The organism is Kitasatospora sp. NPDC001660 (assembly GCF_053596725.1).
Window position 1 is genome coordinate 79,884 of record NZ_JBSFGU010000013.1, and the last position, 19,562, is coordinate 99,445.

20 protein-coding genes are annotated in these 19,562 nt (G+C 73.1%); 4 read left to right on the forward strand and 16 right to left on the reverse strand.

Annotated features, from left to right (window positions below; genetic code table 11):
- Positions 1 to 1,983 (reverse strand): protein kinase domain-containing protein, encoded by a 1,983-nt coding sequence (locus tag ACWCXH_RS16655; protein WP_449802161.1) that lies wholly within the window; start codon positions 1,981 to 1,983, stop codon positions 1 to 3.
- A 253-nt stretch (positions 1,984 to 2,236) separates the two neighbouring features.
- Here ACWCXH_RS16655 and ACWCXH_RS16660 point away from each other — a divergent pair, with 253 nt between their 5' ends.
- Positions 2,237 to 2,821 carry a hypothetical protein gene (locus ACWCXH_RS16660; RefSeq protein WP_449802162.1) on the forward strand — a complete coding sequence of 195 codons (585 nt, stop codon included), beginning with the start codon at positions 2,237 to 2,239 and terminating at the stop codon, positions 2,819 to 2,821.
- Between the two features lie 59 nt (positions 2,822 to 2,880).
- On the opposite strand, the gene ACWCXH_RS16665 is transcribed toward ACWCXH_RS16660, so the two are convergent.
- From ACWCXH_RS16665 to ACWCXH_RS16680, 4 genes are all read right to left on the reverse strand, one after another.
- On the reverse strand, positions 2,881 to 4,008 hold the full coding sequence (locus tag ACWCXH_RS16665) for a GuaB3 family IMP dehydrogenase-related protein (protein WP_449802244.1): 1,128 nt from the start codon (positions 4,006 to 4,008) through the stop codon (positions 2,881 to 2,883).
- A 148-nt stretch (positions 4,009 to 4,156) separates the two neighbouring features.
- Positions 4,157 to 5,659: an IMP dehydrogenase gene (gene guaB / locus ACWCXH_RS16670; protein ID WP_449802163.1), complete on the reverse strand. Its 1,503-nt coding sequence runs from the start codon at positions 5,657 to 5,659 to the stop codon at positions 4,157 to 4,159.
- A 250-nt stretch (positions 5,660 to 5,909) separates the two neighbouring features.
- Positions 5,910 to 6,629 (reverse strand): RNA polymerase sigma factor ShbA, encoded by a 720-nt coding sequence (gene shbA / locus ACWCXH_RS16675; RefSeq protein ID WP_449802164.1) that lies wholly within the window; start codon positions 6,627 to 6,629, stop codon positions 5,910 to 5,912.
- A 338-nt stretch (positions 6,630 to 6,967) separates the two neighbouring features.
- On the reverse strand, positions 6,968 to 7,579 hold the full coding sequence (locus tag ACWCXH_RS16680) for a response regulator transcription factor (protein ID WP_014136228.1): 612 nt from the start codon (positions 7,577 to 7,579) through the stop codon (positions 6,968 to 6,970).
- Positions 7,580 to 8,136: 557 nt separating this feature from the next.
- On the opposite strand from ACWCXH_RS16680, the gene ACWCXH_RS16685 reads away from it, so the two are divergent.
- The gene (locus tag ACWCXH_RS16685) at positions 8,137 to 8,463 is read left to right on the forward strand and encodes a WhiB family transcriptional regulator (RefSeq protein ID WP_449802165.1); all 327 of its coding nucleotides are present in this window, start codon (positions 8,137 to 8,139) and stop codon (positions 8,461 to 8,463) included.
- 110 nt (positions 8,464 to 8,573) lie between these two features.
- On the opposite strand, the gene ACWCXH_RS16690 is transcribed toward ACWCXH_RS16685, so the two are convergent.
- The 3 genes from ACWCXH_RS16690 to groES all read right to left on the reverse strand — a co-directional run bounded on the left by ACWCXH_RS16690 (position 8,574) and on the right by groES (position 11,771).
- Positions 8,574 to 9,572, reverse strand: coding sequence for a LysR family transcriptional regulator (locus ACWCXH_RS16690; RefSeq protein WP_449802166.1), 999 nt, complete (start codon positions 9,570 to 9,572; stop codon positions 8,574 to 8,576).
- Positions 9,573 to 9,716: 144 nt separating this feature from the next.
- Complete coding sequence (gene groL / locus ACWCXH_RS16695) at positions 9,717 to 11,348, reverse strand: chaperonin GroEL (protein ID WP_449802167.1); 1,632 nt, start codon at positions 11,346 to 11,348, stop codon at positions 9,717 to 9,719.
- Positions 11,349 to 11,465: 117 nt separating this feature from the next.
- Entirely contained in the window at positions 11,466 to 11,771 is a 306-nt protein-coding gene (groES, locus tag ACWCXH_RS16700; protein WP_014136232.1) for a co-chaperone GroES, read from the reverse strand.
- Positions 11,772 to 12,037: 266 nt separating this feature from the next.
- On the opposite strand from groES, the gene ACWCXH_RS16705 reads away from it, so the two are divergent.
- Positions 12,038 to 13,204 carry a THUMP-like domain-containing protein gene (locus ACWCXH_RS16705; RefSeq protein ID WP_449802168.1) on the forward strand — a complete coding sequence of 389 codons (1,167 nt, stop codon included), beginning with the start codon at positions 12,038 to 12,040 and terminating at the stop codon, positions 13,202 to 13,204.
- Positions 13,205 to 13,218: 14 nt separating this feature from the next.
- Here the strand turns inward: ACWCXH_RS16705 and ACWCXH_RS16710 are convergent, their stop codons facing one another.
- From ACWCXH_RS16710 to tsaB, 5 genes are all read right to left on the reverse strand, one after another.
- Positions 13,219 to 14,115 carry a polysaccharide deacetylase family protein gene (locus tag ACWCXH_RS16710; protein ID WP_449802169.1) on the reverse strand — a complete coding sequence of 299 codons (897 nt, stop codon included), beginning with the start codon at positions 14,113 to 14,115 and terminating at the stop codon, positions 13,219 to 13,221.
- Positions 14,116 to 14,190: 75 nt separating this feature from the next.
- Positions 14,191 to 14,451, reverse strand: a complete 261-nt coding sequence (locus ACWCXH_RS16715) for a hypothetical protein (protein WP_449802170.1) — start codon at positions 14,449 to 14,451, stop codon at positions 14,191 to 14,193.
- The gene (gene tsaD / locus ACWCXH_RS16720) at positions 14,448 to 15,554 is read right to left on the reverse strand and encodes a tRNA (adenosine(37)-N6)-threonylcarbamoyltransferase complex transferase subunit TsaD (protein ID WP_449802171.1); all 1,107 of its coding nucleotides are present in this window, start codon (positions 15,552 to 15,554) and stop codon (positions 14,448 to 14,450) included. The genes ACWCXH_RS16715 and tsaD overlap by 4 nt, the downstream gene beginning before the upstream one ends.
- Positions 15,547 to 16,035, reverse strand: coding sequence for a ribosomal protein S18-alanine N-acetyltransferase (rimI, locus tag ACWCXH_RS16725; RefSeq protein WP_449802245.1), 489 nt, complete (start codon positions 16,033 to 16,035; stop codon positions 15,547 to 15,549). Before rimI ends, tsaD begins: the two co-directional genes overlap by 8 nt.
- 23 nt (positions 16,036 to 16,058) lie before the next feature.
- Positions 16,059 to 16,733, reverse strand: coding sequence for a tRNA (adenosine(37)-N6)-threonylcarbamoyltransferase complex dimerization subunit type 1 TsaB (gene tsaB / locus ACWCXH_RS16730; RefSeq protein WP_449802172.1), 675 nt, complete (start codon positions 16,731 to 16,733; stop codon positions 16,059 to 16,061).
- Between the two features lie 155 nt (positions 16,734 to 16,888).
- Here tsaB and ACWCXH_RS16735 point away from each other — a divergent pair, with 155 nt between their 5' ends.
- Positions 16,889 to 17,461 (forward strand): hypothetical protein, encoded by a 573-nt coding sequence (locus tag ACWCXH_RS16735; RefSeq protein ID WP_449802246.1) that lies wholly within the window; start codon positions 16,889 to 16,891, stop codon positions 17,459 to 17,461.
- Positions 17,462 to 17,471: 10 nt separating this feature from the next.
- On the opposite strand, the gene ACWCXH_RS16740 is transcribed toward ACWCXH_RS16735, so the two are convergent.
- The 3 genes from ACWCXH_RS16740 to ACWCXH_RS16750 form a co-directional block, all read right to left on the reverse strand.
- The gene (locus ACWCXH_RS16740; protein WP_449802173.1) at positions 17,472 to 17,666 is read right to left on the reverse strand and encodes a hypothetical protein; all 195 of its coding nucleotides are present in this window, start codon (positions 17,664 to 17,666) and stop codon (positions 17,472 to 17,474) included.
- A 109-nt stretch (positions 17,667 to 17,775) separates the two neighbouring features.
- Complete coding sequence (gene tsaE / locus ACWCXH_RS16745; RefSeq protein ID WP_449802174.1) at positions 17,776 to 18,270, reverse strand: tRNA (adenosine(37)-N6)-threonylcarbamoyltransferase complex ATPase subunit type 1 TsaE; 495 nt, start codon at positions 18,268 to 18,270, stop codon at positions 17,776 to 17,778.
- A gap of 108 nt (positions 18,271 to 18,378) precedes the next feature.
- Positions 18,379 to 19,557 carry an alpha/beta fold hydrolase gene (locus ACWCXH_RS16750; RefSeq protein WP_449802175.1) on the reverse strand — a complete coding sequence of 393 codons (1,179 nt, stop codon included), beginning with the start codon at positions 19,555 to 19,557 and terminating at the stop codon, positions 18,379 to 18,381.
- Positions 19,558 to 19,562 lie beyond the last annotated feature (5 nt).

Here is a 19,562-nt window from a genome sequence, read left to right on the forward strand (position 1 = left end):
TCACGGCGCGGGCTGGAAGCTGGCGAAGGCCTCGTCCCTGGCCTGGGAGTTGGCCGGGGCGCTCCAGTCCGCGTCCGGCGTGATCCAGTAGATCGCGTAGCCGTACTTGGCCGGAGTGCCGGTCACGAAGCCGCGGTTGAGCGAGTGCATCTTCGGCGTGCCGTTGGTCCACTCCCAGTCGGCCGCGTTGGTCCACTGGCGGTAGTTGATGGACACGAGGTTGACCCGCTGGTAGTTGGTGACCGTCGGGCGCAGCGAGGACTCGCCCGCCTGCCAGTCGGCGAGCGCGCTCGGGCCGGGGTCGGTGGTCCACTCGATCTTCAGGGTGCTGCCGTTGCCCTGGAAGGTCCGGCGGATGCTCTCCGAACCCGTCTGCTGGAGCCAGTCCGGCAGCACGACCGAGAAGCCGGTCGGGTCCTTGTACAGGTGGTACCCGGCGGGCACCGCGCCCCCCTGGGCCGGCTGCGTCGCGCTCGGCGTTGCGGCCGGGGTCGGCGTGGGCGTGGGCGTCGGGGCGGGCGTCTGGGCGGCCGCAGGGGTCGTCGCCGCGGTGGCCGGGGCAGGCGGCGGGGCCGCCGAAGTGGCGGCCGGGGTCGGCTCGGCGGCCGTCGGGGTCGGCGTGGTGGCGGCGGTCGGCGCGGCCGCGCTCGGGGTCGCGCCCGTGGTGGCCGCCGCCGGCGAGGTGGCGCCCGCGCCGTGCGCCGTGCTGCCGTTCGAACCGTCGACGGCCTGCACCACCGCGACGATCCCGGCGATCAGCAACAGCACCACGACGATGGTCACCACGGCCAGCCGCCGCCGGCCCTTGCGCGGGTCGGCGCCGGCCGCCTGCGTCGCGCCCATCGTCCACTCGCTGGTCACCGGCCGGATCGGCTCCGCGGCCGGGTCGACGGGCCCGGCCGGCTCCGGCTCGGGGGCCGTCACCGGGGCGGCCACGGGCTCCTCGGCCTTCGCCCTGCTGCCGACCCGGACGGTCCCGAGCAGCCCGCCGATCGTCCGCTTCGCGGTGCCGTCGGGGGCCGGGGCCTGCTCCTCGTCCTTCGCGGCGGGAGCCGTGGCCGGGTCCGAGGCCGGGGCCGGGGCCGAACCCGCCGACACGGCGGCCGGCTTGACCGGCATCGCGTGCTCGGTCGTCGACTCGGCCTTGGCGGTGGCCTCCGCGACGACCCGCTTGAGCATCGACCTGGTCTGCGAGGCGTCCAGCCGCTCGGCCGGGTCCTTCTCCAGCAGCCCCTCGATCACCGGCAGCAGCGGCCCGGCGTTCTGCGGCGTGACGAGGTCCTCGGTCATCACCGCCGTCAGGGTGGCCAGCGCCGACCCGCGGTCGTACGGCGGCCGGCCCTCCACCATCGCGTACAGCGTGCCGCCCAGCGACCACAGGTCGGCCGGCGGCCCGGGCTTCTGCCCGCGCGCCCGCTCCGGGGATATGTACGAGGGCGCGCCGACCAGCATGCCGGTGGAGGTGACCGAGGCGTCGCCCTCGACGCTGGCGATGCCGAAGTCGGTGAGCACCACCCGGCCGTCCTCGCCGATCAGCACGTTCGACGGCTTCACGTCGCGGTGCAGGATGCCCAGCGCGTGCGCGGCGCTCAGCACGCCCAGCACGTCGAGCGCGATCTCGGCCGCCCGAGCGGGCGTCAGCGGCCCGTCCTCCTTGATGACGTCGGCCAGCGAGCGGGACTCCACCAGCTCCATGACGATCCACGGCCGGTCGTCCTCCTCGACCACGTCGAAGACGGTGACCGCCGAGTTGTGCCGGATCCGCGCGGTGGCCTTGGCCTCGCGCAGCGTCCGGACGATCAGCCGGTGCTTCTCCTCCTCCTCGACGCTGGCGTTCATCCGCAGTTCCTTGACCGCGACAATCCGGCCCAGCATCTCGTCCTCGGCGCGCCAGACGGTGCCCATACCGCCGCGCCCGAGCACCGCGTCCAGCCGGTAGCGTCCGGCCAGGAGTCGGCCGGTGGAACCCTGCGCCTGGGTCATTCGGAACGTTCCCCCATGTGCTGCTGGCGGTCGTGGTGACGGCGCGTCGGCCCGGCGTCTGGGCCCGAACGCCAAGCCTCCATCATCCCCTGTCCACCGGGCCCTCGACCACCCGGCCCCCGGCCAGTGATCCGCCGGACCGAAACGGCCCCGGCTCTCCGTGCCCGATCTGTGATCGAAAACTCGCCAAGATTCGTCCCGAACACTGTTACGGTTCGGCAGCTCACCGTCTTTCCGGGGGGATCCGACACCCATGACCGCACCCGCCTGGGGCACTGACGAACGGTCGGGCCGGCCGCCAACCGCCCAGCACTACACGGTGGCGCCCGCCGTCGGCGCCCCGGAGGGCTACGTCGCGCCGGGAATGCCCGGTGTCCCGGTGGCCGGATACGAACCCACCGCCCCCGCCACCCGCCGGCGGCGCCCGCGTCGGCGCGTCGGACTGGCCGCCACCGCCGCGGTCGGCGCGATGTTCCTCGGCGCCCTCGCCTACGGATGCGCGCCGCTGCGGGCCGAGGACAGCATCGGCTGGCTGGCCATCGCCCCGGCCGCCGCCGTCTCCTGGCCGCTCGGCCGACTGGGCGGCCGCAGCCGCGTGCTGCCGCTGCTGGGCGCGCTGCTCGCGGCCGGCGCGCTCTTCCTCGGCCAGTTACTCATCCAGGGCCGCCAGCTGTGCTCCCGCGGCCTGTACGGGCCGGCCGACATCCCGCTCCGCCCCCTCGCACACGACGTCCTGGCCGAGTGGCGCGCCGACCTGCGCCCGCTGGACCTCGCCTTCTACGGCATCGCCCTGGTCGGCGGCTTCATCCTGACCCGCCGCCACGCCGCCCGCGGTTGAGCCCCGGACACGACGAGGGCCCCCGCCGCAAAACGGCGGGGGCCTCGTCAACGCTCACCTCAGCGGTGGTCGAGCGCCGGGTTGACGGTGACCTCGACCCGCTGGAACTCCTTGAGCTCCGTGTAGCCGGTGGTGGCCATCGCGCGGCGCAGCGCGCCGAACAGGTTCATGGTGCCGTCCGGGGTGTGCGACGGACCGGTGAGGATCTCCTCGGTGGTGCCGACCGTGCCGAGGTCCACCCGCTTGCCGCGCGGCAGCTCCTCGTGGACGGCCTCCATGCCCCAGTGGAAGCCCTTGCCGGGCGCGTCGGTGGCGCGGGCCAGCGCGGCGCCGATCATGACCGCGTCGGCACCGCAGGCGACGGCCTTCGGGATGTCGCCGCTGTAGCCGACGCCGCCGTCCGCGATCACGTGCACGTAGCGGCCGCCGGACTCGTCCATGTAGTCGCGGCGGGCGGCGGCCACGTCCGCGACGGCGGTGGCCATCGGCACCTGGATGCCGAGCACGTTGCGGGTGGTGTGGGCGGCGCCGCCGCCGAAGCCGACCAGCACGCCGGCCGCGCCGGTGCGCATGAGGTGCAGCGCGGCGGTGTAGGTGGCACAGCCGCCGACGATGACCGGGACGTCCAGCTCGTAGATGAACTGCTTGAGGTTCAGCGGCTCGGCGGCGCTGGAGACGTGCTCGGCCGAGACGGTGGTGCCGCGGATGACGAAGACGTCGACGCCGGCGTCCACGACGGCCTTGGAGAACTCGGCGGTGCGCTGCGGCGAGAGCGCGGCGGCGGTGACCACACCCGAGTCGCGGACCTCCTGGATCCGCTGCTTGATCAGCTCGGCGCGGATCGGCGCGGCGTAGATCTCCTGCAGGCGGCGGGTGGCGGTGGCCTCGTCGGAGATCGAGGCGATCTCGTCGAGCAGCGGCTGCGGGTCCTCGTAGCGGGTCCAGAGGCCTTCGAGGTTCAGCACGCCGAGGCCGCCGAGGCGGCCGATGGCGATGGCCTGCTGCGGCGAGACCACACTGTCCATCGGGGCGGCCAGGAACGGCAGCTCGAAGCGGTAGGCGTCGATCTGCCAGGCGATCGAGACCTCCTTCGGGTCCCGGGTACGGCGGCTGGGGACGACGGCGATGTCGTCGAAGGCGTACGCCCGGCGGCCGCGCTTGCCTCGCCCGATCTCGATCTCAGTCACTTCGAGCCCTTCTGCTGTGTTGCTCATGCCCGCCGGGTCACCCCGGCCGCCCCCAGTATCCCGCACGGGTGGTGCGCACGCCCCGACGGCCCGGTCCGCGGACATGCGAGAAGGGCCCGCCATGGCGGGCCCTTCTGCGTTCAGCGCGTCAGCGGGACGAGTAGTTCGGCGCCTCGACGGTCATCTGGATGTCGTGCGGGTGGCTCTCCTTGAGGCCCGCCGAGGTGATCCGGACGAAGCGGCCCTTGCTCTCCATCTCGGCGACGGTGGCGGCGCCGACGTAGCCCATGGTCTGGCGCAGACCGCCGACCAGCTGGTACAGCACCGCGGACAGCGGACCCCGGTACGGGACCTGGCCCTCGATGCCCTCGGCGATGAGCTTCTCGTCGGAGGTGACCTCGCCCTGGAAGTAGCGGTCCTTGGAGAAGGACCTCGCCTGGCCGCGGGACTGCATGGCGCCCAGCGAGCCCATGCCGCGGTACGACTTGTACTGCTTGCCGTTGATGAACAGCAGCTCGCCCGGCGACTCCTCGCAGCCCGCGAGCAGCGAGCCGAGCATCACCGTGTCGGCGCCGGCGCACAGCGCCTTGCCGATGTCGCCGGAGTACTGCAGGCCGCCGTCGCCGATGACCGGCACGCCGGCCGCCTGGCAGGCCTGGGCGGCCTCGTAGATGGCGGTGATCTGCGGGACGCCGATGCCGGCGACCACGCGGGTGGTGCAGATCGAGCCCGGGCCGACGCCGACCTTGACGCCGTCCACGCCGGCGTCGATCAGTGCCTGGGCACCGTCGCGGGTGGCGACGTTGCCGCCGACCACGTCGACCTTGACGGCCGACTTGATCTTCTCGATCCAGGCCAGCGCGTTGTGGCTGTGGCCGTGCGAGGTGTCCACGACCAGGAAGTCCACGCCGGCCCCGACCAGGGCCTGGGCCCGGTCGAACGCCTCGGCGCTGGCGCCGACGGCGGCACCGACCAGCAGCCGGCCCTCGGCGTCCTTGGCGGCGTTCGGGTACTTCTCGGCCTTGACGAAGTCCTTGACGGTGATCAGGCCCTTGATCCGGCCCTCGTCGTCGACCAGCGGCAGCTTCTCGATCTTGTGGCGGCGCAGCAGCGCCATCGCGTCCTCGCCCGAGATGCCGACCTTGCCGGTGACCAGCGGCATCGGGGTCATGATCTCGCGGACCTGGCGGCTGCGGTCCGACTCGAAGGCCATGTCGCGGTTGGTGACGATGCCGAGCAGCTTGCCCGCCTCGTCCGCGACCGGCACGCCGGAGATGCGGAACTTGGCGCACAGCGCGTCGGCCTCGGCCAGGGTGGTCTCCGGGCCGACCGTGATCGGGTCGGTGACCATGCCGGACTCGGAGCGCTTCACCAGGTCGACCTGGTTGACCTGGTCCTCGACCGACAGGTTGCGGTGCAGGACGCCGACGCCGCCCTGGCGGGCCATCGCGATCGCCATCCGCGCCTCGGTGACCTTGTCCATCGCCGCGGAGAGCAGCGGGATGTTGACGCGCACGTTCCGGGAGACCCGCGAGGAGGTGTCGACCTGGTTCGGCAGCACCTCGGAGGCCCCGGGCAGCAGCAGGACGTCATCGAACGTGAGCCCGAGCATCGCGAACTTCTCGGGTACGCCTGCGGCGTTGTAAGACATTTGGGGGTACCTTCCGTGGCCGGCCTAATCCGCTCACGCCCTGAGGGTGGGGGCGCGTTCATCGCTCACTTACGCAGACCGCCGAAAGCCGGGTGAATTTGGAGGATCCTCCAGGGGAACCCCGTTCGTACCCGTGAAACTTTGGCAACCTGCCCAGGCGCCGATACCCCATGGTACTGGCACCGCGAATGTGGTCCTCGTGTGCCCTTGACAACACCCGCCCCCCGTGAGCCATTCCGCAGGCCACGGATCAGGAGGACTCCTCCGCGAGCGCCCGCAGCCGGCTGAGCGCGCGGTGCTGCGCCACCCGGACGGCGCCGGGCGACATCCCCAGCACCTCGCCGGTCTCCTCGGCGGACAGCCCGGCGGCCACCCTCAGCAGCACCAGCTCGCGCTGACGGGCCGGCAGGTTGGAGAGCAGTTCCTTGGCCCAGGCCGCGTCGCTGCTGAGCAGCGCCTGCTCCTCCGGGCCGAGCGCCTCGTCCGGCACCTCCGGCAGGTCGTCCTGCGGGACCACCGTCGAGGCGGGCCCGCGCATCGCGGCCCGCTGCAGATCGGCGATCTTGTGCGCGGCGATGCCGTAGACGAAGGCCTCGAACGGCCGCCCCTGGTCCTTGTACCGGGGCAGCGCGCACAGCACGGCGACGCACACCTCCTGCGCGATGTCGTCCACGTGGTGCCGGGCACCGCCGGGCAGCCGGACCAGCCGGCCGCGGCAGTACCGCAGCGCCAGCGGGTGGACGTACGCGAGCAGGGCGTCGATGGCCGGCCCCTCGCCGCGGACGGCGGCCGCGACCAGCTCGCCCACCAGCGGCGATCCACCGCCACCGAGCACGGGCGGACGGCCGGGGCCGACGCCATCGCCGGGGGCCGCACCGGAATCGGCGTACGACGGATCGCGCCCCGGACCGGAGGGTTCGGCCTCCACCGGGTCCGCCTGGCCGGCCGCACCGGCGACGTCGTCACGCATCGGTCCATGGTGCCTGGTCGAACGGGAAAACGCGGCACCGCGTCCGGAGTTGTGCACCGGAACGTTATGCGCTGCGGCACCGCGCGGCGTGCCGCCGCGCACCACCGGCCCCTCCTGCACCGTGCCGCCTCCCGCCCCGCCGCCGTCGGTGGTTCCGTCCGTCGCGCCGTCCGCCGAGTGTCCTGCGGCTGCGTGGTTCGCCGCAGTGCCTGTCCGCTGGTCCCCGAGGTGCTCCACCACTCCATGGTGCAACCTCGGGACCGTAACGTCACACGCCCGTGCGGCGCCCGTCCCCGGAAACACCGGCGGCGCGCCTGGGCCGGCGGCGCCGCCTGCGGTCAGCGGACCAGGCCCCAGCGGAAGCCCAGCGCCACCGCGTGGGCGCGGTCCGAGGCCCCGAGCTTCTTGAACAGGCGCCGGGCGTGGGTCTTGACGGTGTCCTCGGAGAGGAACAGCTCGCGGCCGATCTCGGCGTTGCTGCGACCGTGGCTCATGCCCTCCAGCACCTGGATCTCACGTGCCGTCAGGGTCGGCGCGGCGCCCATGTCGGGGCTGCGCAGCCGACGCGGGGCGAGCCGCCAGGTCGGGTCGGCGAGCGCCTGGGTGACGGTGGCCCGAAGCTCGGCGCGCGAGGCGTCCTTGTGCAGGTACCCGCGGGCGCCGGCGGCGACCGCGAGCGCGACGCCGTCGAGGTCCTCGGCGACGGTGAGCATGATGATCCGCGCGCCCGGGTCGGCGGACAGCAGCCGCCGGACCGTCTCGACCCCGCCGAGGCCGGGCATCCGGACGTCCATCAGCACGAGATCGGAGCGGTCGGCCACCCAGCGGCGGAGGACCTCCTCCCCGTTCGTCGCGGTGGTGACCCGGTCCACACCGGGTACGGTCGCGACGGCGCGGCGAAGCGCCTCGCGGGCGAGCGGGGAATCGTCGCAAACGAGAACGGAAGTCATGACCGTCGTCCTCCGCAGCTGATCCGCGTCACGTTGAGCCTCCTGGCTGGTACGAATCTCTCCGACACGGCCGATCGGCGACAGAGTCCGTGCTGATCGCCTCAACTTCCCGCGATCGTTCCCGACGTCCGGCGCCCGCTAACCGCCTCCGCACTTCCAACGACCGTCACTCGAATGAGTTACGGCCTTCAGGGCCATCTCCACCACTGTACGTGGCCAACTCATTACCGATCAGCCGCATCGCGGTGCACACGCCGCACTTTTGTGCAGCTCGCGCGCGGTCGGCGTACGACCCGCACACCGGTGCGGGGCGTCGCGCGCCCCTCGGCCACCCGATTGCCACGCCCGTGCCCGCGGAAGTCCATGCCCACTTTGCCCGTTTTTATAGCTTTCGTATGGTCATTGACTGTTGTGCCACTCTGTGGGTGACTTGTCCATGGAGTTGCCTTAAGTCATATTTCCAGGTGTCCATACCAGCGCATCGACGCCCCGCCACGCCCGCAGCGACCACCGCTGGGGCCGGCCCGCGGCCGACGAGCCTCTGAAGGGAATGAGCCATGGCAGATTTCTCCCGCCTCCCCGGTCCCAACGCGGACCTCTGGGACTGGCAGCTCTCCGCAGCCTGCCGTGGCGTGGACAGCTCGCTCTTCTTCCACCCCGAGGGCGAGCGCGGGGCTGCGCGGAGTTCGCGCGAGGCCAGCGCCAAGGAGGTCTGCATGCGCTGTCCCGTGATCGCCGAGTGTGCGGCGCACGCGCTGGCGGTGCGCGAACCGTACGGCGTCTGGGGCGGGATGACGGAGGACGAGCGCGAGGAGATGCTCGGGCGCTCGCGGCACCGCCTGGTCGAGGTCCCACTGGTCGCCCCGACGGTCGCTCAGCGCTAGCCCCACGCCCGCGCCACGCTGTGAAGAAACGTTTCTTCGCGGCGCCGAAAGCCCCAGCGACGTCGTATCCGCTCCCCAGCTGCCGCCCCACCCGCCCGGGCAGTCCGGTGTCAGCGGGCCCCGGCGGCCCCCGCGAGCCGCTCCAGCATCAGCGCCACGGCCGGCACCTCGGCCAGATCCGGCAGGGTCAGCGCGACCACCTGCCGCACCGCCGGCGCCCCCGAGGCCGTCCGCACCGGCACCGTCGACACCCCGTCAGGACGCACCGACTCCAGCGCCAGCCGCGGCAGCACCGCCACCCCCAGCCCGGCCGCCACCAGGCCGACCACCGCCGGGTAGTCGTCCGTCGCGAAGTCGATCCGGGGCTCGAAACCCGCCCCCGCACACAGCTCCACCAGGTGCCCGCGGCACTGCGGGCAGCCGGCGATCCACTGCTCCCCCGCCAGCTCGGCCAGGCCCACCGCGCCGCCACGCCCCGCCAGCGGGTGCGCGGCGGGCAGGAGACCGACCAGCGGGTCGTCCAGCAGGGGCGTGACCACCAGATCGGACCAGTCGGTGCCGGCGCTCAGCTGCTGCGCCTCCAGGTTCGCCTCGGCCCGCGCCTCGCGCGGCGTGCCGTGCGCGGGCGTCGGGAGTGCGGCGGCGCCCGCGGACTGCGGGTAGCGGAAGGCCAGCGCGATCTCGCACTCGCCGCCGCGCAGCATCGCCAGCGACTCCGGCGGCTCCGCCTCGACCAGCGACACGCGCACCCCCGGATGGCTGTCCCGCAGGCGGGCGACGGCGGGCGGCACCAGGGTGGAACTCGCGGTCGGGAAGGACACCAGCCGCACCCGCCCGGCCCGCAGCCCGGCGATCGCCGCGACCTCCTCCTCGGCCGCCGACAGCCCGGCCAGGATCCCGGTGGCATGCTTGAGGAGCACCCGTCCGGCCTCGCTCAGCTGCATGCCCCGGCCCGAGCGGACCACCAGCGGGGTGTCCACGGACTTCTCCAGGGCCTTCATCTGCTGGCTGATGGCGGGCTGCGTGCAGCCCAGCTCGCGGGCGGCGGCGGAGAAGGAGCCGGTGCGGGCGACGGCACGCAGGACGCGCAGGTGGCGGGCCTCGATCATGCCTCAGTTATAAGGCAATCTTTGCCATGCGCAAAATTACGCTGATAGTTGAGTCTTCAAGCGGATCCCGGGCCCCGAACGCCGGAGGCCCGGCCCTGCCCCCGGGACGGGAGCGGGACCGGGCCTCCGGTCTACTTCAGGGCCTCAGTGCGAGTGGCCGTGGCCGTGCGAGTGGCCGTGACCGTTGTCGGCGGCCTCCTCCTTCTTCTCCACCACGAGGGTCTCGGTGGTGAGCAGCAGGGAGGCGATCGAGGCGGCGTTCTCCAGGGCGGAGCGGGTGACCTTGACCGGGTCGATGACGCCGGCCTTCACCAGGTCGCCGTACTCGCCGGTGGCCGCGTTGTAGCCCTGGCCGGCCTCCAGCTCGGCGACCTTGGAGGTGATGACGTAGCCCTCCAGGCCGGCGTTCTGGGCGATCCAGCGCAGCGGCTCGTGCAGCGCCTTGCGGACCACGGCGACACCGGTGGCCTCGTCGCCCGACAGGCCCAGGCCGTCGTTCAGCACCTTGGCGGCGTGCACCAGGGAGGCGCCACCACCGGCGACGATGCCCTCCTCGACCGCGGCGCGGGTCGCGGAGATGGCGTCCTCGAGGCGGTGCTTGCGCTCCTTCAGCTCCACCTCGGTGGCGGCACCGACCTTGATGACGCAGACGCCGCCGGCCAGCTTGGCCAGGCGCTCCTGCAGCTTCTCGCGGTCCCAGTCGGAGTCGGTGCCCGCGATCTCGCCCTTGATCTGGGCGACGCGGCCGGCCACGGCCTCGGCGTCGCCGGCACCCTCGACGATGGTGGTCTCGTCCTTGGTGATGGTCACGCGGCGGGCGGTGCCCAGCACGTCCAGGCCGGCCTGGTCGAGCTTGAGGCCGACCTCCTCGGAGATCACGGTGCCGCCGGTCAGGGTGGCCAGGTCACCGAGGATCGCCTTGCGGCGGTCGCCGAAGCCCGGGGCCTTGACGGCGACGGCGTTGAAGATGCCGCGGATCTTGTTCAGCACGAGGGTGGACAGCGCCTCGCCGTCGACGTCCTCGGCGATGATCAGCAGCGGCTTGGAGGCACCGCCCTGCAGGATCTTCTCCAGCAGCGGGAGGAGCTCCTGGATCGAGGAGATCTTGCCCTGGTGGATCAGGATGTACGGGTCCTCCAGGACCGCCTCCTGCCGCTCCGCGTCGGTGACGAAGTACGGCGACAGGTAGCCCTTGTCGAACTGCATGCCCTCGGTGAACTCGAGCTCCACGCCGAAGGTGTTCGACTCCTCGACGGTGATGACACCGTCCTTGCCGACCTTGTCGATCGCCTCGGCGATCAGCTCGCCGACCTGGACGTCCTGGGCGGAGAGGGACGCGACGGCGGCGACGTCGTCCTTGCCCTCGATCTCGCGGGCCACCGACAGCAGGTGCTCGGACACGGCGGCGACGGCCTTGTCGATGCCCTTCTTCAGGGCGGCCGGGCCGGCGCCGGCGGCGACGTTGCGCAGACCCTCGTTGACCAGGGCCTGGGCCAGCACGGTGGCGGTGGTGGTGCCGTCACCCGCGACGTCGTTGGTCTTGGTGGCGACCTCCTTGACGAGCTGCGCGCCAAGGTTCTCGTACGGGTCGTCCAGCTCGACCTCACGGGCGATGGTGACACCGTCGTTGGTGATGGTCGGGGCGCCGAACTTCTTGTCGATCACGACGTTGCGGCCCTTGGGGCCGATGGTCACCTTGACGGTGTCGGCCAGCTTGTTGACACCGCGCTCCAGCGAGCGGCGGGCGTCCTCGTCGAACTGCAGGATCTTCGCCATGTTCCCTATTCCCTCGGGGCTGCGGCCGGCCCACCGGCCGCCGAACTGCGTGAACCAACGACCACGCCCCGGGCCACTGTCGCAAAGGACACGGATCCGGGGCGGGTCGGGACGTCTTTACTTCTCGATGATCGCGAGAACGTCGCGGGCGGAGAGCACCAGGTACTCCTCGCCCTGGTACTTCACCTCGGTGCCGCCGTACTTCGAGTACAGGACGATGTCACCGACGGCGACGTCGAGCGGCAGACGCTGGCCGTCCTCGAAGCGGCCCGGGCCGACGGCCAGGACGACGCCCTCCTGGGGCTTCTCCTTGGCGGTGTCCGGGATAACCAGGCCGGAGGCCGTGGTGGTCTCGGCGTCGAGCGGCTGGACCACGATGCGGTCCTCGAGCGGCTTGATGGCAACCTTGCTGCTGGTGGTCACGTCCGAGCTCCCCTTCGGAGATTACGGGGTTTTCTAACGGGTAGGGGCGAACCTGCGTGCCTGCCGTCGCGGGGGTCAGACATGCGTGATCGCATTAGCACTCCCCTGGTGGAGAGTGCCAAGGACGACCATAGGCCCGTGTTAGCACTCAGTCAACCAGAGTGCCAACGGCGCGCCCGGCCGTCCCGGCCCGCGGACGCGCGGCCGAACCCGCGTGCGGCCGGGCGGACCGGTCACCGCACGCTCCGACCGGCGAGAATGGCCCCGTGGACACCGAGAACCTCCAGCCGCTGCTGACCCCCGAGGGGCAGGACCTGCTCGCCGCACTGCGCGAGTTCACGCCCGAGGAGGAGCTCGCGCTGGCCACCCGGCTGCGCCGCGAGCACCCGGCCGACCTCGTGTCGGCGGCGTTCGGGCAGGCGCGGCTGCGCCAGCGCGCCCGCGCGAAGTTCGGGACGGACGCCGACCTGATGTACTTCACGCCCAACGGCGTCGAGCAGTCCACCCGGCGCAGCGTCGCCGAGTGGCGCGCGCGGCGCTTCGCCGAGCTCGGGGTGCGCCGGCTGGCCGACCTGTGCTGCGGGATCGGCGGGGACGTCCTGGCGCTGGCCCGGGCCGGGATCGAGGTGCTGGCCGTTGACCGGGACCCGGCCGCCTGCGCGGCCACCGCCGCCAACGCCGCCGCGCTGGGCCTCGCCGACCTGGTCGAGGTGTGCTGCGCGGACGTCGCCGAGGTGGACGTCACCGGCTACGACGCGGTGTTCACCGACCCGGCGCGCCGGACGGCGCGCGGCCGGGTGTTCGACCCGGAGGCGTACGCCCCGCCGCTCTCCTGGGCGATCGAGGCCGGCCGCCGGACCCCGATCGGCGCGCTGAAGGTGGCGCCGGGCATCCCGCACGAGGCCGTCCCCGAGGACGCCGAGGCCGAGTGGGTCTCCGACCACGGGGACGTGAAGGAGGCGGTGCTCTGGTTCGGCACCAAGGCGGCCCACCCGCACCGCGCGACCCTCCTGCCGCACGGCGCGAGCCTCACCGGCGGCGACCTGCCCGACCCCGCGGCCGGACCGGTCGGCCGCTACCTGTACGAGCCGGACGGCGCCGTGATCCGCGCCCACCTGGTGGCCGAGGTGGCCCAGCAGGTGGGCGGGCGGCTGATCGACCCGAAGATCGCCTACCTGACCTCGGACGAGCTGGTCCCGACGCCGTACGCGCACGCCTTCGAGCTGACCGACGTCATGCCCTTCCACATCAAGAAGCTGAAGGCCCTGCTGCGCGAGCGCGGCGTCGGCACGGTGGTGATCAAGAAGCGCGGGATGGCGATCACCCCGGAGGAGCTGCGCCGCCAGCTCAAGCCCTCCGGGCCGAACACCGTCACGGTGATCCTCAGCCGCACCGACCACGGGCCGCTCATGATGCTCGGCCGGCCGGTCTGAGCCCTGCGCGGCGCCTACGAGGCGGGGGCCTGGATGTAGTCCTCCAGCCGGGCCACCGAGAATCCCTGCTCCTGGATCCGGGCCAGCAGCTCGCCGAACATCTGGGTCATCGTCGCGCCCTTGAGCTCCTTCGGGCCGCGGAAGTGGGCCAGGATGATGTCGCCCGGCTGCAGCTTCTTGTCCCCCGCCTGGTACTGCATGTCGTGGATCTGCATCGACTCGCGCCACAGCACGATCGCGCGCGGACCGCACTGCTGCACCGAGTTGTTGAGCGTCGGGGTGTTGGCACCGTCCCCGAACGGCGGGCGGAACAGCAGCGGCGCGGTGCCGTACTGCTGGGTGAGCGCGGCCTGGTCGTCGCAGACCTCGGACTTCTGCTTGTCCGGCGTGATCTTGCTCATCACCGGGTGGGTGACGGTGTGGTTCTGGATGTGGTTGCCGAGCGCCTGGAGCGGCTTGAAGTAGCCGTAGTCGTTCTTGACGATGTCCTTGGTCAGGAACATCGAGATCGGCACCTTGAGGTCGGTCAGCATCTCGACGAACTTCGGGTCCTTCTCGGCGCCGTCGTCGATGGTGATGAAGACGACCTTGTCGCTCGTCTTCACGTCGCTGAACACCGGTACGGTGCCGGTCCGTTCGAGCTTGATGGGCTTGTCGGCGGGCGCCGCGGGGGCCGGGGCCAGCGGCTTGAGGTTCCACTTCGCCCACGCGGCATCGCCCGCGGCCGGCGTGGTGGCCGCCGCGGTCGGCGCGCCGCCGCCGGAGGGCTGGGCCGCGGCCGGGGCCGCGCTCGTGGGCGCCGGGGCCGCGCCGGCGCCGTCCCCGTTGCCGCCGCACCCAGTGGCGAGGGCCAGCAGGGCCAGCGCCCCCGCCGCGTACGCCTTGGTCCTGTTCCGCCCGTCCTGCTTCACCGCACCGCGCTCCTGGTCCGTCCGCCGTTTCTCAGCTATGCACGGTAGCGGTCGGCGGGCGGTTCCCGGACCGGCCTACTCGACGTGCTCGCTGGTGAAGGACCAGCGGTGCACCGGCCGGCCGAGCAGCTCGGCCGGCGGGTCGGCGACGGGCACCGGCTCGCCGCTCCACCAGGTGACCAGCAGGACGCGCTCACCCGGGGCGCCGAGCAGTTCGAGGCGCTCCAGGCCCGCCGATCCGCGCAGCGCCGGGATCGCCGTCTCCCGTACCCAGGAGGCGAGTTCGGCCCCGCGCCGGTCGGCGGCGCGGGCCTCCCACATCACGGCGACGGTCATGCGGCGCCGCCGCCGAGGGCGTCGTACGCCTGGCCGTGGACATCGCCATGCCCGATGGCCGCAGCAGGCACGTGCACGTCGGTGACGGGCAGCGAGGAGTCGGCGGACAGGTCGAACGCGGAGGGCCTGCGGTCGCGCCACACCATCTCGGCGCCCAGCGCGGCCACCATCGCACCGTTGTCGGTGCACAGGCCCGGACGCGGCACCCGCAGCCGGATCCCGGCCCGTTCGCAGCGCTGCTGGGCCATCTCGCGCAGCCGCGAGTTGGCCGCGACCCCGCCGCCGATCATCAGGTGGTCGACGCCGTTGTCCTTGCACGCCTTGACGGCCTTGCGGGTGAGCACGTCGGTGACCGCCTCCTGGAAGGACGCCGCCACGTCGGCGATCGGCACCTCCTCGCCGGCCCGGCGCTTGGCCTCCACCCAGCGGGCGACGGCGGTCTTCAGGCCGGAGAAGGAGAAGTCGTACTCGGGGTCGTTCCTGCCGCTCAGGCCGCGCGGGAAGTTGATCGCCCTGCGGTCGCCCTCGCGGGCCGTGCGGTCGACGACCGGGCCGCCGGGGAAGCCCAGGCCGAGCACCCGGGCGACCTTGTCGAAGGCCTCGCCGGCCGCGTCGTCGATGGTCGCGCCGAGCGGGCGGACGTCGCTCGTGATGTCCTCGCTGAGCAGCAGCGAGGAGTGCCCGCCGGAGACCAGCAGCGCCATCGTGGGCGAGGGCAGCCGGCCGTGCTCCAGCTGGTCGACGCAGATGTGCGAGGCGAGGTGGTTGACCCCGTACAGCGGCTTGTCCAGCGCCCAGGCGTACGCCTTCGCGGCGCTGACGCCGACCAGCAGCGCGCCGGCCAGGCCCGGCCCCGCGGTGACCGCGATGCCGTCCAGGTCGCTCGCCTTGATCCCGGCGGTGTCCAGGGCCCGCTGGATGGTCGGGACCATCGCCTCCAGGTGGGCCCGGCTGGCGATCTCCGGGACGACGCCGCCGAAGCGGGCGTGGTCGTTGACGCTGGAGGCGACCGCGTCGGCCAGCAGCGTGGTGCCGCGCACGATGCCGACGCCGGTCTCGTCGCAGGAGGTCTCGATGCCGAGGACGAGCGGTTCGTCAGCCATGGCGGGTGTCCTCAATGTTCTTCGGGTCGGTGCTGTCAGTGCTCGGGTGGTCGAGGCGCATCACCAGCGCGTCGACGTTGGCGGGCTGGTAGTAGCCGCGTCGGATGCCCACCGGCTGGAAGCCGAAGCGCTCGTACAGCCGCTGGGCACGCGGATTGTCCACCCGCACCTCCAGCAGCAGTTCGGCGCAGTCGCGCCGGGCGGCCTCCCGGATGAGGTCGGTGAGCAGCGCCGCGCCGAGGCCGGCGCCCTGGTGGCGCTCGTCGACGGCGATGGTCTGGACGTCGCCCTCGCCGGCGATCACCATCAGTCCGGCGTAGCCGACGATCGCGCCGTCCGCGGCGGTGGCCACGGTGTAGTGGCGGGTGCCGCCGGGGTGGGCCTCGGCCAGTTCGGACCAGTACATCCCGTGGGACCAGGCGTCCTCGGGGAAGAGCCGCAGCTCCAGTTCCATCACCGGCTCGATGTCCCACCAGCGCATCGGGCGCAGGGTGGTGCCGTGGTTCACGCCGGGAGCACCGCCTTGCCCCCCAGAACGGTCTTGTAGGCGGCCGGCACCTGGGCGTCCGGGCGGCGCAGGTACAGCGGCACGTTCGGCAGCAGTTCGCGCCCGGCGGCCAGCTCGGCGGCGGCGAAGCCGGCCAGGGCGCCGGCGGAGACGTGCTCGGGGCCGTGCGCGCCCGGGAAGGAGTCGGGGTAGAGCAGCGCGCCGGCGCCGACCGAACGCGGCTGCGGCGACAGCTCGGCCGGGCGGTCCACGCCGGGGCCCTCGGTGCGGTGGCCGTCGGCGTCGTACGAGGCCCAGTAGACCTCCTTGCGGCGCGCGTCGGTGGCCACCGTGAACGGCTGCCCGGCCAGGCCCTCGGCGCGCGCCTGGAAGGCGATCGCGTCCAGGGTGCAGACGCCGTGCACCGGCAGGCCGAGCGCGTGGCCGAGCGCGGCGGCGGTCACCAGGCCGACCCGCAGGCCGGTGTACGGGCCCGGGCCGACGCCGACCGCGATGCCGGTGAGCCGGTGCTTGTCGATGCCGGCCGTCCGCAGCACCCGGTCGATGGCGGGCAGGAGCAGTTCGCCGTGGCGCCGGGCGTCGACCTGGTCGGTCTCGGCGAGGACGGCCGTGCCGTCGTGGACGGCGGCGGTGACGGCGGGGGTGGCGGTGTCGAACGCGAGCAGCAGCACGGGGTCAAGGTTAGACCGACGTTGGGCCGACCGGCTGACCGAGAGGGCGTACCAACACGGAACACACGTCCGAGCCGCTGCCGACCGGCGCCGGGGACCTGGCACGATTAGGGCGATACGTACAGCGGACGGCAGCGGGAGCGGCAGTGGCGAAGATGGGTCCTGGAGTGGTGGTCACGGGGCTGACCCTGGGGGCCCTGGCGGTCGTGAGCCTGCTCGCCTTCCAGGCGAACGGCGCTCAGGACCGCGCGGGCGCCGCCCGTCCGACCGCCACCGCGACGGCCGGCGGACCGGCCACGTCCACGTCCGCGGCGCCGAGCGCCACCCCGACCCCGACGGCGCCGGCGCTGCCGGCCTCCTCGGGCACCGGCACGCGGGTGGTCTACTCGCTCTCCGGCCACTACGTCTGGCTGGTCGATCCGAAGAAGAACCCGCAGGTGGTCGCCGCCTTCCCGGTCGCGCCGGGCACGGTCGAGCCGGCCCCCGGCGCCTACCCGGTGTACAGCCGCACGCCGAGCACCACCGGGACGGACGGCAAGCAGATCGAGCACGTGGTGCGTTTCGCACAGCAGAACGGCGTGGTGTTCGGCTTCAGCGCGGCGGTGGACGGCGCGACGCCGACCGTCGACCCGAAGGCCAAGACCGGCGGCATCCGCAGCTCCCGCCAGGACGGCCAGCTGCTGTGGGACTTCGCGTCGAAGGACACCAAGGTGGTCGTGGTCGCCTGAGGCGCGCCGGTCAGGCCGCGCGGGGCGCGTCCGTCCCGGCGTCGTCGGCCCGGCCCGGCTCCGGTTCGGGCGGGGTGGACACCGCCTCGGCCGCGGCACACGCGGCCAGCAGGGCCCGCATCGGCTCCCCCGGAGCGCAGCGGGCGGACTCTCCGGCCCCGGTGCCGCGCACGGCGCGCTCCGGGGCGGGGGTGGTGCTCGACATGGCGCCTCCCTAGTTAGGCAGACCTAACCGCAGCACCCATCCCATCACGCCCGGTGCCCCCCTCGCAACACTTTCCCGACAGCCTGTCGGGAAAGTGTCGGAGAAGCTCCTACCCGAGCTTCGCCAGCTCGACGCCCTCCCAGCGCGGTCCGATGCCGGTCAGCAGCACCCGGCGCGGGTCGTGGTCCTCGCCGGCGGTGTCCCCGACCGCCCGCTCGATCCGCACCTCCAGACGGTCCTCGGACAGCCGCTCCACCTTGCCCTCGCCCCACTCGACCACGATCACCGACTCCGGCAGCGAGACGTCGAGGTCGAGGTCCTCCATCTCGTCCAGGTCCCCGCCCAGCCGGTACGCGTCCACGTGCACCAGCGCCGGGCCGCCCACGAGCGACGGGTGCACCCGGGCGATCACGAAGGTCGGCGAGGTCACCGCGCCGCGCACCTGCAGCCCCTCCCCCAGGCCCCGGGTCAGCGTCGTCTTGCCCGCGCCCAGCTCGCCCGAAAGGAGCACCAGGTCCCCCGGCCGCAGCAGCGCGGCCAGCTCCCGGCCGAGCCGGCCCATCCGCTCCGGGGTGGGGACGGTGAGAGTGGCGTGCGAGCCCATGCGCGTGTCTTGCCCTTCGGTCCGTACCGGGCGCGCCGACCACCGGCCGCCCCCGCTACCGTGCCACATCCGCGCAGCGGCGTGCGCCGCGGTGCCGGGCCCGGTCCCTCAGGCCGGATCGACGGCGGAGGACGGCGGCTCCGCGGCCCCGCCGAAGGCCGCGGCCTGTCTGAGCAGCGCGGCCAGGTGGCGGTCCACCAGCTCCGGGCGCTCCAGCATCACCAGGTGGCCGGCGCCCTCGACCAGGACCAGCTCGGCGCCGGGCAGCTGCTCGGCCATCGCCTCGCTGTGCCCGGGCGGGGTCAGGAGGTCCCTGGCGCCGGCCAGCACCAGCGCCGGCAGGCCGCTCAGGACCGCCAGCGCGGCGGTCTTCTCGTGCGCGCCGAACACCGGGTAGAACTCGGCGACGACGTCGATCGGCGTGGCGTCCAGCAGCTGCTCGGCGAAGCGCACCACGCCCGGGTCGACGTCCTTCGAACCGAACGAGAACCTCCGGTAGAAGACCGCCGTGACGTCCGAACCGAACCGCCGGGTCGCCTCCACCAGCTCCACCTGGCGGCCCAGCAGCTTCACCACCCCGGGCGCGACCCGCTTGAACAGCTTCGCGCCCGCCGACGGCAGGCCCAGGCTGACCTGGTCCCAGTTCCCGGCCAGCGTGCCCACCAGCGCCACCCCGGCCACGCGGTCGCGGAACAGCTCCGGGTGCTGGTCGGCCAGCGCCATCACCGTCATGCCGCCCATCGAGTGGCCGACCAGCACCAGCGGCCCGGTCGGCGCGACGGCGTCGATCACCGCCTTGAGGTCCCCGCCCAACTGGTCGATGCTGGCGGGCTCCCCCGCCAGGTAGGAGCGGGAACGCTCCGAACGGCCGTGGCTGCGATGGTCCCAGAAGACCAGCCGCACGCCCTCCTGCAGCGCGGCGCGCTGGAAGTGCCAGCTGTCCTGGTTCAGGCAGTAGCCGTGACTGAACACCACGGTCAGCGGCTCGGCCCCGGGGACGTTCCCGTCCGGACCGTCCCAGCCGGTGCCGTCCAGCTCGACGTAGAGCTCGGTGCCGTCCGGCGCGGCCACCGTCCGCGAGCGCCCGCGCAGCGAGCCGTACGGGGCGCCGGCATCCAGCTCGGCCCGGGCCCGGCGGCGGGTCGCCCGGCCGACCGTCAGCCGTTCGATCGCCACACCGGCCGCGGCCCCGGCCGCCAGCACGCCGACCGAGATCCCGATCACACCCGCCCGGCTCACCCCGGACGCCGCCTTCGCGACCGCCTCGACCGGGCCGTCCTCGCTCATGCGCC